General features: G+C 61.4%; 11 protein-coding genes. 10 read left to right on the plus strand and 1 reads right to left on the minus strand.

Annotation, left to right across the window (positions count from 1 at the left end; genetic code table 11):
- Nucleotides 1-121 precede the first annotated feature (121 nt).
- A complete protein-coding gene (locus ABD997_RS14520) occupies nt 122-1,300 on the plus strand; it encodes an MFS transporter (protein ID WP_345317839.1) in 1,179 nt (392 codons plus the stop codon).
- Nucleotides 1,301-1,555: 255 nt separating this feature from the next.
- Here the strand turns inward: ABD997_RS14520 and ABD997_RS14525 are convergent, their stop codons facing one another.
- Nucleotides 1,556-2,434, minus strand: coding sequence for a LysR family transcriptional regulator (locus tag ABD997_RS14525; RefSeq protein ID WP_345317840.1), 879 nt, complete (start codon nt 2,432-2,434; stop codon nt 1,556-1,558).
- Between the two features lie 245 nt (nt 2,435-2,679).
- On the opposite strand from ABD997_RS14525, the gene gshB reads away from it, so the two are divergent.
- The 9 genes from gshB (at nt 2,680) to ABD997_RS14570 (ending at nt 13,226) form a co-directional block, all read left to right on the plus strand.
- Complete coding sequence (gene gshB, locus ABD997_RS14530; protein WP_345317841.1) at nt 2,680-3,714, plus strand: glutathione synthase; 1,035 nt, start codon at nt 2,680-2,682, stop codon at nt 3,712-3,714.
- A complete protein-coding gene (locus ABD997_RS14535) occupies nt 3,701-5,689 on the plus strand; it encodes a flavohemoglobin expression-modulating QEGLA motif protein (protein WP_345317842.1) in 1,989 nt (662 codons plus the stop codon). Before gshB ends, ABD997_RS14535 begins: the two co-directional genes overlap by 14 nt.
- A 382-nt stretch (nt 5,690-6,071) precedes the next feature.
- Nucleotides 6,072-7,436: a magnesium transporter gene (gene mgtE, locus ABD997_RS14540; protein ID WP_345317843.1), complete on the plus strand. Its 1,365-nt coding sequence runs from the start codon at nt 6,072-6,074 to the stop codon at nt 7,434-7,436.
- A 320-nt stretch (nt 7,437-7,756) separates the two neighbouring features.
- Nucleotides 7,757-8,206 carry an ATP-dependent zinc protease family protein gene (locus ABD997_RS14545; RefSeq protein ID WP_345317844.1) on the plus strand — a complete coding sequence of 150 codons (450 nt, stop codon included), beginning with the start codon at nt 7,757-7,759 and terminating at the stop codon, nt 8,204-8,206.
- Nucleotides 8,207-9,112, plus strand: a complete 906-nt coding sequence (rimK, locus tag ABD997_RS14550) for a 30S ribosomal protein S6--L-glutamate ligase (RefSeq protein ID WP_345317845.1) — start codon at nt 8,207-8,209, stop codon at nt 9,110-9,112. It begins immediately after the preceding gene.
- Nucleotides 9,099-10,160 carry a succinylglutamate desuccinylase/aspartoacylase family protein gene (locus ABD997_RS14555; protein ID WP_345317846.1) on the plus strand — a complete coding sequence of 354 codons (1,062 nt, stop codon included), beginning with the start codon at nt 9,099-9,101 and terminating at the stop codon, nt 10,158-10,160. The genes rimK and ABD997_RS14555 overlap by 14 nt, the downstream gene beginning before the upstream one ends.
- Before the next feature lie 346 nt (nt 10,161-10,506).
- Nucleotides 10,507-11,250, plus strand: coding sequence for a (Fe-S)-binding protein (locus ABD997_RS14560; RefSeq protein ID WP_345317847.1), 744 nt, complete (start codon nt 10,507-10,509; stop codon nt 11,248-11,250).
- Nucleotides 11,251-11,262: 12 nt separating this feature from the next.
- Complete coding sequence (locus ABD997_RS14565; RefSeq protein ID WP_345317848.1) at nt 11,263-12,654, plus strand: lactate utilization protein B; 1,392 nt, start codon at nt 11,263-11,265, stop codon at nt 12,652-12,654.
- A complete protein-coding gene (locus tag ABD997_RS14570; protein ID WP_345317849.1) occupies nt 12,651-13,226 on the plus strand; it encodes a LutC/YkgG family protein in 576 nt (191 codons plus the stop codon). The genes ABD997_RS14565 and ABD997_RS14570 overlap by 4 nt, the downstream gene beginning before the upstream one ends.
- The last annotated feature ends 347 nt before the right edge of the window (nt 13,227-13,573 follow it).

A 13,573-nucleotide genomic window follows, 5' to 3' on the forward strand; every position in this document is an offset into this window, starting at 1 on the left:
ATCTTCACCATAACGATTATTCGTTTTACCTGTCTGTCATCTGGCTCCAGACTGCGCGCGTTTACTGCTTGACTCACCCTATCGAGTCCCTGTTTTTCGGCCCTTATTGGAGTCTCCGCCGTTGCAACACGCCGCCGTTCCCGTCCCCCGAGACCGCCTTATTGTGCCTGTCCTCGGGCTTTTCCTGTTCGCCATCGCGGCGGGCTTCCTGATGAGCCTGCTTCCCCTGTCACTGTCGGGGCGCGGACTGTCGGCGGAACTGGCGGCGTGGCTGGCCAGTGCCTTCTATGCCGGGTTGCTGCTTGGTGCGATGCGGATCGAACCCGTGGTGCGTGTGCTTGGCCATCGCCGTGCCCTGGTGGCTTTTTTGTCCCTGCTGGCGATGACCGTGGTGGCGATGTCGTTGTGGAGTTCGGCAGCGCTCTGGCTGGGGGCCCGCCTGGTGGCGGGGGCGGCCACCGCCGGCATCTTCGTGGTGGTGGAGTCCTGGCTACTGCTGGTGGACGACGAGCGTCAGCGCGCCCGCCGCCTCGCACTCTACATGACCGCCCTCTATGGCGGTAACGCCCTGGGGCAGATCCTGATCACCCCGGTGGGCGTCGCCGGTAGCCTGCCTTTTGCTCTGGTGGGGCTGCTGTTGGTGCTGGCCCTGTTACCCCCCTTGCTGGTGCGTCGTGGTGCACCCCGGTTGCAGGTGCATCACCGTCTTGGCCTGCGTGCGGTCAAACGGCTGAGCCGCCCTGCGGTGCTGGGTTGCTGGGTCTCCGGCTTGCTGTTAGGCCCGCTATACGGCCTGCTACCGCTTTACCTGATTCAACGCCCGGAACTGGCGGGGCAGAGCGGCCCGATGATGGCGCTGCTGATTGTCGGCGGCATGGGGGTTCAACCCATTGCCGGAGCGCTCTCTGCTCGCTATAGCCGGACGTTGCTGCTGGCGCTGTTCAACCTGATGGGGATGCTGGGGATCCTGGTGCTGCTGCTGGCGGAGTCGGTGGTGGGGATCGGGATGGCGCTGGTGCTGGTGGGGGCCGCAGCCTTTGCCCTCTACCCGGTGGCGATCGCCCAGGCGTGCCAAGGTCAGGCCAACAGCCGCATCGTCTCCATCACCGAGTTGATGTTGCTCTGTTATAGCCTGGGTTCTGTGGTGGGACCACTGTTGGCCCAATGGAGCACGGGATCCCTGACCCAACTGCCGCTCTACCTGGGGATCGTCTTCTCCGCGACCAGCATCTACATGCTGGTGCAGGCTGCCGCCGGGACAGAGTCTGCGGTGATGGAGCCGCCGGCGGGACTGGATTGAGTAGCGAGTGAATTCCTAAATTCTAGATCCTAGATCCTAGATCCTAGATCCTAGGAACTAGATCCTAGGAACCAGGAACCAGGAACTAGATCCTAGGAACCAGGAACCAGGAACCAGGAACCAGGAACCAGGAACCAGAAATCAGGAACTAAATCCTAGGAGCTAGGGATAGAGAAACGGGGCTTCAAGCATCTGCTTGAAGCCCCGTTTTTTGTTTCTATTGGCGCCGCCACTCGAAGGCGTACGTCGAAGGATTCAGTGGCCCAGCTGCTGCAGGGTGAAGGCAGAAGCGGGATCGGTTTGGCTGATCAGCCGCTCTATCCGCTCGATGGTGCCCAACGAGGAGGTGCCTTTGCGGTAGCTGAGGTAGACCGGTCGCTGCCACAGCTCATTGTCCGCCACGGCGAACAGCTGTCCTGAATCCAGCAGGGGCTGGGCGAGGGAGAGGGGCAGGTAGGCGGCGCCACCTTTCTCCAGGATGAAGTCCAGGGCGATGCGAGCGGTGGAGGTGCGCAGCAGGGGCGGGGGAAGCCGCGGATGGCGCACCGCATGCTCCGAGGCGAAGCGGGTGCCCCAATCGACATAGACGTATTTGGCAGAAAGGGCCTGCTCGGTGGTGGCGGGCTCGGTGGCCACCAGCACCAGCTCCAGCTGCGCCACCACCTTGCAGACCAGGTCGTCCGATTTCATGGGGTCAAACAACAGCCCCAGGTCCAGGGTCCGGTCCAACAGGGCGGCGTTGATCTGCTCCCGGCCAAGGGATTGAGCGCTGAAGCCGAACCCTTCGAAAGCATCGGTGATAAGGCTCAGGCAGTGCTGCAGATAGGCATCCCAGATGTTGGGGGTACCGGCGATGGAGAGTTGGATTGACTTGTTGCCCTCCAGGGCCAGTTCCAGCTTGGCCTGAGCCAGGGTCTCCACCATCACCTCGGCGTAGCCGATGAGGCGCTCACCGGCGGAGGTGAGCTTGATGGCGTTGCGATCTCGCACGAATAGCTGGGTATCGAAGAAGCTCTCCAGCTGCTTGATGCGGGCGCTGACCGCCGCCTGAGTGATGTAGAGATCCGCCGCTGCCTTGCCAAAATGGCGTTGACGGGCCACCGCCAGGAAGGTTCGAAAGACTTTTACGTCCATGAGGTTACTCGAAAAATGGAGTCATCGGCGGAATCATAAGTCGCAATTGTCGTTTCGACAAAAACTAATGGTTTTTCTTTGCCCGGATGCTGCTTTATAAAGCGCGCTCCGGGCGTCTTGCCCACAATTATGGCGCCTCAGCCCGTCTGCTGCCGGGGCTCTTTTTCCTGTTCTGGCCCTGTGCGCGAAGCGCTCTGCGACGCCCCCTGGCGGCGCCCGGCCTGTTTTGATGAGTGACAAAGATCATGCGTATCTGTTTTATGATGTACCCCTGGGAGCACGTTGACCCGGAGCACGACAGCACCCTTCGGTTGGTGCACGAGTGCGCCCTGCGTGGCCATACCGTGGCCATCGCCACCCCCAGCGGGCTGACCATCCGGGACAGCAACGTGTTTGGCTTCTGCCAGGTGATTACCCGGGGCCAGCGCATCAATGAGAAAGTGCCGACTTTCTACAGCCAGGTTCAGTTCCGCAAGGCGCTGCTGCCGATGGCAGGCTTCGACTGCATCTTCATGCGCTCCAATCCGCCGCTGGACTCCCTGGCGCTGAACTTCCTCGACTCCGTCAAGGGCGACACCCTGATCATCAACGATCTGGAGGGTCTGCGCCTGGCCAACAACAAGCTCTATACCGCCAGCATGGGCGGCGCGGCCAGCGAGTTCATCCCCGCTACCCACGTCTCCAAGAACAAGGAGTACCTGCAGAAGGTACTGGAGGAGAGCGACCAGGAGAAGATGATTCTGAAGCCGCTCAACGGCTATGGCGGCCACGGGGTGATCGTGATCGAGCGCAACGCCAAGCAGAACTTCAGCTCCCTGCTGGATTTCTACATCGGCCACGGCGGCAACAGCAACTACGTCATCCTCCAGGACTACATCGAAGGTGCCGAGCAGGGGGACAAGCGGATCCTGATGCTCAATGGTGAGCCTATCGGCGCCATGCATCGGATCCCCGCTAAGGGAGACATCCGTTCCAATGTCCATGCTGGCGGTACCGTGGTGAAGCACAACATCACTCGTGAGGAGCGCCGCCTGTGCGCCGCCATCGGACCTAAGCTGGTGCGCGATGGCCTCTACTTCACCGGCCTGGATGTGATCGGCAACAAGCTGGTGGAGGTCAACGTCCTCAGCCCAGGTGGCATCGCCCGAATCAACAAGCTCAACCGCGTGAGGTTGCAGCGTCAGGTGATTGATTTCGCCGAAGATATCGTGCAGTCCAAGGAGCGACTGGCACAGCGTAAGACCACCTTCCGCCGGGCGATCGAAGATGCTCAACTGTAGTGTTGATGAGGCGATCGCCAAGATCCAACGCGGCGAGACTTTCGCCGCGCATGTGGGCGATGGCAGCTTTTTCCTGAAGATTGATGACTACCTGCCGGTGATGAGCACGGCGATCCACGCCGGCCACCGGCTTCGTCCGGAGCTGCAACCCAACTGCCTGCTGAGCCGGGAGCAACGCTACTTCGAGGAAGACCCTTTTACCGATGCGGTGATCGCATCACAGCCGATCACCCTGATCGGCGGTGACTCCCGCTTCGAGTACGACCTGAACCGTTCCATGACTCTGTCGACCTACTACAAGTCGGCCTGGGGGGTGCGGGTATGGCAAAAACCCCTGACCGCGCGCCAGCGCAGTGTCAGCCATCGCCGCCACAGCGAGTTCTACCGGCTCTACGAGGCGCTGATCGGCAAGCTGGAATCGCTGTTCCGCAACGTGCTGGTGTTCGATATCCATTCCTACAACTACCAGCGGATCGAGCGACAGACCCCGGTGTTCAACGTCGGCACCGAGCAGATCGACAAGGAGCGCTGGGGCGCGGTCGTGGATCGCTTTTGCAAAGAGCTCTCCACTGTAACCCTGCCCAATCTGGAGGTGCAGGCGGAAAAGGACGCGGTGTTCGCCGGTCGCGGTTACCTGATCGCCCACACCAACGCCCACTTCGACCGCACCCTGGTGCTGCCCACGGAGATCAAGAAGATCTACATGGATGAGCACAGTGGCGAAGTGTATCCGCTGGTGGTGGATGCCCTTAAGCAGGGGATGAAGCACGCCTTCAGCGCCACCAGTGCCTTTTTCGAGCGCAAGTACAACCGGCACCGCAAGGCCCGGGAGGCGGACATGCTCAGCACTGTGCTGGATCCGGAGCTGCTGGCCGTGGATGACAAGCTCTACCGCCTGGCCCGTGGTCTGGACCCGCTGACCTACGTCAACCCGCTCAACCTGCAAAGCGAGCGCAAGCGGTTCCTGGCGGCGCCTCACCGCTACCAGCCCAGTTTCCGCTATCGGCAACTGCCACTGGACCCCACCAGTTTGAGGGGGAAGCTCTACCGGCTTCCGCTGGAGAAGATCGATGACCCTGACATAAAGCAGCTCTATGCCGCTTCAGTGGAGGATGTCGCGATGGGACTGGACCTGCTCACCTCCGTGGGCAGCGAGGCGTTCCTTTACAACTCGTTGCGCCATCATGGGCAGCCCTCCAAAACTGACCTGGCCAACGCCGCGTTTCTGCTCCATGCGGCGGAGTTGGACGAGGAAACGGAACCCTCCCTGGATGCGCAGCAAGCCTGTGAGCGCTTGACGGCACAGGCCGAGTCCTGGGGACTGCCTTGCAAGATTAGCCTCAGCAGCCAATTGGCGGCCCGGGCGATGGTGGTCGGCGACAGCCCCAAGCTGCTGCTGAACCGTCACGCCCGCTTCGCGCCCTCGGAGCTGGCCAACCTGGCTCAGCATGAGCTGGGGGTACACGTGGCGACCACCCTCAATGCCCGCCGGCAACCGCTCAAATTGCTACGGCTGGGGCTGCCAGGTAACACCTTTACCCAGGAGGGGATCGCGATCCTGTCGGAGTTCACCAGCGGCGGGATGAGCCTGACGCGGCTTAAGCAACTGGCCGCCCGGGTGATCGCCGTGGACGCCATGGTACGGGGTGAGAGTTTTGGTCAAACCTACGGCTGTCTGCGTGAGCAGCATGGACTGGGCGAAAACGATGCCTTTAACATTACGGCCCGGGTGTTCCGAGGGGGTGGATTTACCAAGGATCACCTCTACCTCAGTGGTTTCCTGACGATGCTGCGGCTCAGTGAGACCCGGCCCCTGGACAACCTCCTGCTGGGTAAGACCGGCATCGATTACCTCGATCTGCTGGATGAACTGGTGCAGCGGGGCTGGCTCACGCCGGGTTCAGCGCTGGTGAAACTGGCAGTGCCCGAAACGCTGGAGGGGATCCTGCCCTACCTGGTGCGTTCGATGCGTTAACGCTCGCTGCCTTGCTGTCAGATAGGGTTATCCGTTTGTATAACAGTGAGATAACATGGCATCCTGAAGCCCGGGCAACGGGCTGGCGGGAGCCGAGGGAACCGAACCTCGATCACTGAGGATCGGGTTCCTGGATCCGAGTTCCTGGGCACGAGATCCTAGACCCTAGACCCTAGACCCTAGACCCTAGACCCTAGACCCTAGATCTAGGCACTAGGCACTAGGCACTAGGAACCAGGAACCAGGAACTAGGCACTAGATCCTAGGAACCAGGAACCAGGAACCAGCATCCAGCGCTTGGCACTGAGTTATCCGGTTTCATCGAGCGAGGCCGTGGTTCCAACGGTCTGGGCCGTCGTCATCAATATTTGGGAGCAGTAGGATGGAGCCGAAGGAGCGGACCGAAGCGGGTCGGGAGGAGGTGCGGGATCTGGCACAGCGCCTGACCTTGGCCGAGGAGTCAGACCAGACGGAGTTGTTCGAGCAGGCGATCGAGTGGGTGGAGCCCGGCGAGATCGCGCTGTTGCTGGAATCACTGCCGATCAGCGAGCGTATCGAGCGCTGGCACCAGGTGGCCGACGAGGAGCGCCTTGCGGTCCTGGTGGCGATGCGGGCCGAGGCCCGTGGCGTCATTTTGCGGGCCCTCTCCCCGGAGGAGCAGGAAACCTTGCTGCGGGAGATGGACGCCGAGTCGCTCATTGAGCTGGCGGACGATCTGCCCGATGCCGTGGTGGATGATGCCCTGTCGCGGATGAATACCCGCCAGCGGCAGTGGTATGAGCAGGCCAGCCAGTACAGTGAGGAGAGCATCGGTCGCTACCTTAATCACGACGTGGTGCTGGTACCCGCCAACGCAAGGGTGGGGGAGGCGCTGCGATTGCTGCGCCGTAGCCCCCACGCTTTCAGTGAACACGCATACCTGGTGAGTCGCCAGGGCCTCTATGAAGGGACGGTCTCGTTGCAGCAACTGTTGGCGGCGACACCGGATCAGCGCTTGCGGGATCTGAGCCTGCAGCCGCTGTCGCCGATTCAGGCCCAGAGCACCCTTAGTGAGGCCAGCGATACCGTCGAGCACAGTGGGTTCGCGGCGCTGCCGGTGGTGGATGCCGAGGGTCGCCTGCTCGGGCGGATTAGCCTCAAACTGGCCCTGGAGCTGACCCGGGAGCAGTACGAAGCACGGCTGATGGCCACCGCCGGTCTGGATGAGGAGATGGATCTCTTCTCGCCGGTGCTGCGCAGTGCCCGGCGTCGGGCGGTATGGCTTGGGATCAACCTCCTCACGGCTTTGCTGGCTTCCTGGGTGATTGGCCAGTTCGAGGCCACTTTGGTGCAGGTGGTGGCGCTGGCGGTGCTGATGCCCATCGTCGCCTCCATGGGGGGTATCGCCGGCAGCCAATCGCTGACCCTGGTGATCCGCGGCCTGGCGATGGGTCAGATCAACCGTGGCAACCTGGTGCCGATGCTGCGCAAGGAGATCGGTGTCGGTTTGCTCAACGGCGGGATCTGGTCGCTAGTGATCGGTGCGGTGGCGGGGATCTGGTTTGGCGATATCACCACCGGCGTGGTAATGGCCACGGCGATCGCCATCAACATCACGGTGGCGGCTTTTGCCGGGGTGCTGATCCCGGTGATGCTGGAGCGGGCTAAGATCGACCCCGCTCTCTCTGGCTCGGTGATCCTCACCACGGTAACGGATGTGGTGGGTTTCATGACCTTCCTGGGCCTGGGCAGCTGGCTGCTGCTTTGAATCCAGGTTACTGAGTAGCCGATCCTAAATATGCTCCACGTTTGTATCAGCCCAGAAGCCTCTGGCTTGGCTCTTGCTCTTAGGAGCGAGGTCCTAGACCCTGGTTCCTGGAAGTGTCGTGCGCCCACCGCGCCAAGTCATCGCCAAGGCCGGCGGGGTGAAGCACAATACGGAGCAGTTATTTAGGGTTTAGAAACCCGGCGCGCGACACTGGGCGTCAGGAACTCGGGCCAGAGCTCGAAGCCCGGTGATTCGGTGTATTGACCTATGCTGGCAATCACCGTCTAAAAAATTACATCACCGTCGCCAGAGGAGGGCGTATGGAGAGTGTGAAGAGCAAGACATTGCAACGGGCAGGCTGGCGCGAGTGGGTCGGCCTGCCGCAGCTGGGGATCCCCCGCATCAAGGCCAAACTCGACAGCGGAGCCAGAACCTCCTGTTTGCACGCCTTCGAGACCGAGGAGGTGGAGCGAGACGGCGTCCGCTGGCTGCGTTTCAAGGTCCACCCCCATCAAAACGACCTGGACACCGTGGTGGTTTGCGAGGCCCCCCTGCTGGAGCAGCGTAAGGTGACCGACTCCGGCGGTCATGTCGAATGGCGGCCGGTGATCCAGACCGAACTGGTGATGGCCGGTCAACGCTGGCCCATCGAGATGACCGTGACCAACCGCGACACCATGAAATTTCGGATGCTGATCGGGCGCACGGCGATGAAAGGCCGTCTGCTGATCGACTCCGATGCCTCCTTCCTTTTGAACCTGGAGCCCTAAATGAAGATCGGAATTTTATCGCGTAATCGCTCACTCTACTCCACCCGCCGGCTGATCGAAGCGTGCGAGGCCCGGGGTCATGAGCCGTTGGTGATCGATGCGCTGCGCTGCTACATGAACATCAACTCCGACCAGCCCTCGATGCACTCCAAGGGGGAGAGTTTGGACGATCTTGATGCGGTGATCCCGCGGATCGGCGCCTCGGTGACCTTCTACGGTTGTGCTGTACTGCGCCAGTTCGAGATGATGGGGGTGTTTCCGTGCAACGAGTCAGTGGCGATCACCCGATCCCGCGACAAGCTGCGCTCCATGCAGTTGCTGTCGCGCAAGAAAATCGGCATGCCGGTGACCGGTTTCGCCAGTAAGCCTGATGACATCAAGGATCTTCTGGATATGGTCGGCGGTGCCCCTGTGGTGATCAAACTGCTTGAGGGCACCCAGGGGATCGGTGTGGTGCTGGCGGAGACCCGCAAGGCGGCGGAGAGCGTGATCGAGGCGTTCCTCGGCCTTAAGGCCAACATCATGGTGCAGGAGTACATCAAGGAAGCCGGTGGCGCCGACATCCGATGCTTCGTGATCGGCGACAAAGTGATCGCGTCGATGAAGCGCCAGGGGGCGGAGGGGGAGTTTCGCTCCAACCTGCACCGTGGTGGCAGCGCCTCGCTGGTGCGGATCACCCCCGAGGAGCGGCGCACCGCCGTCACCGCCGCCAAGATCATGGGGCTGCGGGTGGCCGGGGTGGACCTGTTGCGCTCAAGCCGTGGCCCCCTGGTGATGGAGGTGAACTCCTCACCGGGCCTGGAGGGGATCGAAGCGGCGACCGGCAAGGATGTGGCCGGGATGATCATCGACTACATCGAGAAGAACGCCAAGCCGCAGAGGACCCAAACCCGTGGCAAAGGTTAAGAGGAATCAAACGTTCACCATGGCGGGGACGGAGGTGCCCGTCGGAGAGCGGCGGACCCTCGACCTGGAGGTGGCCCAGCTCTATACCCATGCGGCCCTGAGCATTCCTGTCGAGGTGGTTAATGGCCGCTACGCCGGTCCGGTTTTGCTGGTGGCCGCTGCTATCCACGGTGATGAGCTTAACGGGGTGGAGGCGGTACGTCAGCTGCTGGCGCTGGTGGACCCACTTAAGTTGCGGGGGACTCTGGTGGCCGTCCCGGTGGTGAACGTGTTTGGTTTCATTCACAAGAGCCGTTACTTACCGGACCGTCGGGATCTCAACCGCAGCTTTCCCGGCTCGGAGAAGGGGTCCATCGCCGCGCGCCTGGCACATCAGTTTTTCGAGGGGGTCGTTCGCCACTGCAGCCATATCATTGATCTGCACACGGGGGCGGTACACCGCACCAACTTGCCGCAGCTCAGGGTTAACCTGAACAATCCCATCAGCGCGGAGATGGCGACGGCGTTCGATGTGCCCGTGGTGATCAACGCCGCAACCCGGGATGGCTCCTTGCGCGCCGAGGCGGAAAAGGCGGGGATCCCGGTGCTCACCTACGAAGGAGGAGAAGCACTGCGTTTCGACCCTGCGGCGATCAACCTGGCGGTCAAGGGCTGTCTTCGTGTGATGCGCGATCTGAAAATGCTGCGTGCCCGAGCGCGTAAGCCATCGGCGGTGGTGATCGCCCAGAGCACCTCCTGGGTGCGGGCGGAACAGAACGGCACCTTCCGCAGCCTGGTGCAGTTGGGAGATCGGGTCCGCAAGGGCCAGGCTCTGGCCAGGATCTGCGCCCCCCTGGGACACAGTGAGTGCGAGATCCTGGCGCCCAAGGAGGGGATCGTCATCGGCCACCAGACCTTGCCTCTGGCCAATGAGGGGGATGCACTGTTCCACTTGGCCTACTTCGAGCGCAGCGGTGCCGACGAGGCCCAGGCGCAGATTGATACCTTCCTGGATGATGTCAGCGAACTCAACGTGGTGACGGATCTGGAGGAACCTGGCCTGGCCTGAACCCGGGCTTCTAGGCCGGGACCTAAGGCTCCCGGCTTTCCCGTTCTTTCCCCTTTATCTCCTGTTTTCCCACTCTGCTTTCTTCACCCTGCTTCCCGGCGTATGGATGCCACCGCCCCTGCGCTTCCCGCCGAGGCTCTCAGCCCCGCCTGGCTTTGCCGCGTGCCCTGTTTGACGGCATGAGAACGACTGCGAACTCTTGTGACGAAGTGTGGCGGTGGTCACATATCTTGCCCATAAGGCCCGTGGTGGCACATCGAACTGATGAGAAGTGTGACATTGCGCATTTTACTCGCCGATGAGAGGTGGCACTCTTCCGGGCGAATCTGAAATGTTGGAGCATTTGATGAAAATTGCCCTGTTTATCCCCTGTCTGGTCAACCAGATGACCCCCCACGTTGGCATCGCCACCGTAGAACTACTCGAAAAACTGGGTCACGAGGTGATTCTGCCGAAAGGCCAGACCTGCTGTGGACAGCCGATGACCAACTCCGGCTGCTATGAAGACGCCAAGAAAACCACCCTGAAACTGCTTAATGCATTCAAAGGGGTGGAGTGCGACTACATCGTTTGCCCCGCGGCTTCCTGCCTGGTGGCGGCCAAAGAGAACTTCCACGAGTTTGACTGCAGCCCCGAGGCGACAGCCGTCATCGGCAAGCTTAAGGAGCTGACTGAGTTCCTGCACGATATCCACGGTCTGGAGCGCTTTAATAAGCCATTCAATCACAAGATCAGCCTGCAGATGTCCTGTCACGGTATCCGCATGCTGGACCTGGCCACCCCCTCCGAAACCAAGGGGCAGAGTTACAACAAGGTGGAAGCTCTGCTGTCTCACATCGAGGGTATCGAGATCTGCTACCCGGAGCGTCGGGATGAATGCTGCGGCTTCGGTGGCACCTTCGTCATGGATGAAGGGGCGGTGTCCGGCAAGATGGGCAAAGACAAGGCCCAGGCCCACGCCGATACCGGTGCGCGCTACGTGGTCGGTTTCGATCCCTCCTGCCTGATGCACCTTGACGGGGTGATCCGCCGTCAGAAGCACGATGTGCAAACCCTGCACATCGCCGAAGTGATCAACATGGCCCTGTAAGGAGAACTGGACATGGCACTGATTGGCGAAATTGAAAGCCACGCCAGCGCGGCGGAGAAATTCAATAAAGATGAAGCCCGGGTGAACTGGCATGACAAGGCGCTGTGGGCGTTGCGTCATAAACGTGACCTGGCGGCCGAGAGCGTGGGCGGCGATGAGTGGGAGCGGCTGAAACAGCTGGGCTCCGAGATCAAGCTGCACACCCTCTCCAACCTGGCGAACTACCTGCAGGAGTTCGAGGCGAACTGCCAGAAGAACGGCATCGTAGTGCACTGGGCCAAAGATGGCAAAGAGCACAACGAGATCATCCACGGTCTGCTGGCCAAGCACCAGGTGAAGAAACTGGTCAAATCCAAGTCGATGCTGACCGAAGAGTGCCACCTGAACCCTTACCTTGAGGAGCGTGGCATCGAGGTGATCGACACCGACCTCGGTGAGCGGATCATCCAGCTGCGCCAGGAGCCGCCCAGCCACATCGTGGTACCGGCGATCCACCTGAAGAAGGAGGAGGTCGGCGAGCTGTTCCACGAGAAGATCGGTTCCGAGAAGGGGGCATCCTGCCCCACCTACCTGACCAAACAGGCGCGCTATCACCTGCGTGAGCACTTCCTCACCGCCGATGCAGGCCTGACCGGGGTGAACATGGCGGTGGCCAGCGAAGGCGCCGTGGTGGTCTGTACTAACGAAGGCAACGCCGACATGGGTGCCAACCTGCCCGGGCTGCAGATCCACTCCATGGGGATCGACAAGATCGTTCCCAACCTGGATGCCGTCGGTGTACTGAGCCGCACTCTGGCCCGTAACGCTACCGGCCAGCCCAGCACCACCTACAACACCATCTACAAGGGCCCCAAGGCCGGTGGTGAGATGCACGTGGTGATGGTGGACAACGGCCGCACCAAGCTGTTCCAGGACGAGCTGTTGGCGGAGGCGTACAAGTGCATCCGCTGCGGTGGCTGTCTCAACACCTGCCCGGTGTACCGCCGCTCCAGTGGCTTTAGCTACAACGCCCTGATCCCAGGCCCCATCGGTATCGCCGTATCCGCCGGTGACGATGAGACCCACTCCATGGCGTGGGCCTGCACCCTGTGCGGTTCCTGCACCAAGGTGTGTCCGACCAAGGTTCCGCTGGATCAGATCATCCACCACTGGCGCAAGGTGCATGCCAAAGAGGGCAAACTGCCCTATGGCAAACGTCGCTATATGCCGTTGGTGGGGCGCCTGATGGGCAGTGAGATGATGCTCAACGGCTCCATGAGCGTGGCCCGCGGTGCAATGCGGATCCTGCCGGATGCCGTGATGAAGCCGTTCGGTGGCGCCTGGACCGAGCACCGCGAGTTGCCCAAGGCCCCGAAAACGGGTTCCTTCGAAAGCTGGTTCCGCAAAAATCGGGAGGAGAAATGATGTCCAGCCGTAACGCCATTTTAGAGGCCCTGGGCCGAGTGACCCTGCCGGCGGCTGCCATGCCGGTTATCGACGTCGAGCCCAACCTGGAGGACCTGCCCGGTCAGTTCGAAGCCTCCCTCAACAAGGTGGGTGGTACCCTGGTTCGGGTTAAGGGTCTTGCCGAGATCCAGCAGTACCTGGATGAGCGCGTTGCCGAGGGTCAGCAGGTGCTGAGCCTGGTTGAGGGGCTCAAGGGTAACCGTGAACTGGACGCGCAGCGCCACGATCTGAAAGATGTGGATCACACCCTAGTCCATGGCCAGCTGGCGGTTGCCGAGAACGGTGCGGTCCTGATCAAGGATTGCGACACCGGCCACCGGGTGGCGCCCTACATCACCGAGCATCTGGCGGCGGTGGTGAAAGCGGACACCCTCTACCCGACCATGCACCAGGCCGTGCCCAAGCTGGACCTGGCGCCTGGTCACCATGCGGCCTTCATCGCCGGCCCCTCCAAGACTGCCGATATCGAGCAGGCCCTGGTGATCGGTGCTCACGGTGCCAGCTCCATGACGGTGTTCCTCATCGACTGAGCTTTGGCTTGAATCTATGCCGTGAAAAAGTGCCCCCATCCGGGGGCACTTTTTTTTGTTTTTTGGCTCTCAACGGCACAGCAATCTGCGCCAGGGCGTTACCCTCTGCACAGGCTTCGCTAACGGGGGGCACTGAAGAACCAGGTGACGCCAGTTCAGCGAGCAAGCGGTGCTTGCCGCGAAACCCAGGCTTTCCTTCCCTCTCGGGCGACTCCTGGAGCCCAACCATCCTGGTACCGCTGAGTATTCAGCTAGCGTCCCAACGTGCATGGCGGCGCCACACTCCGCTTTAACCACCCCGCTGTAACCCTACAACGGACTGAACATTGAAGCAGGACGGTGCGAAG

The organism is Ferrimonas gelatinilytica (assembly GCF_039544205.1).
In the GTDB taxonomy this organism is placed as follows: Bacteria; Pseudomonadota; Gammaproteobacteria; order Enterobacterales; family Shewanellaceae; genus Ferrimonas; species Ferrimonas gelatinilytica.

Coding starts and splice junctions, on each gene's coding strand:
- ABD997_RS14535 (WP_345317842.1), top strand. CDS start 3,701: ATGCTCAACTGTAGTGTTGATGAGGCGATCGCCAAGATCCAACGCGGC.
- gshB (WP_345317841.1), top strand. CDS start 2,680: ATGCGTATCTGTTTTATGATGTACCCCTGGGAGCACGTTGACCCGGAG.
- mgtE (WP_345317843.1), top strand. CDS start 6,072: ATGGAGCCGAAGGAGCGGACCGAAGCGGGTCGGGAGGAGGTGCGGGAT.
- ABD997_RS14525 (WP_345317840.1), bottom strand. CDS start 2,434: ATGGACGTAAAAGTCTTTCGAACCTTCCTGGCGGTGGCCCGTCAACGC.
- ABD997_RS14545 (WP_345317844.1), top strand. CDS start 7,757: ATGGAGAGTGTGAAGAGCAAGACATTGCAACGGGCAGGCTGGCGCGAG.
- ABD997_RS14560 (WP_345317847.1), top strand. CDS start 10,507: ATGAAAATTGCCCTGTTTATCCCCTGTCTGGTCAACCAGATGACCCCC.
- ABD997_RS14565 (WP_345317848.1), top strand. CDS start 11,263: ATGGCACTGATTGGCGAAATTGAAAGCCACGCCAGCGCGGCGGAGAAA.
- rimK (WP_345317845.1), top strand. CDS start 8,207: ATGAAGATCGGAATTTTATCGCGTAATCGCTCACTCTACTCCACCCGC.
- ABD997_RS14570 (WP_345317849.1), top strand. CDS start 12,651: ATGATGTCCAGCCGTAACGCCATTTTAGAGGCCCTGGGCCGAGTGACC.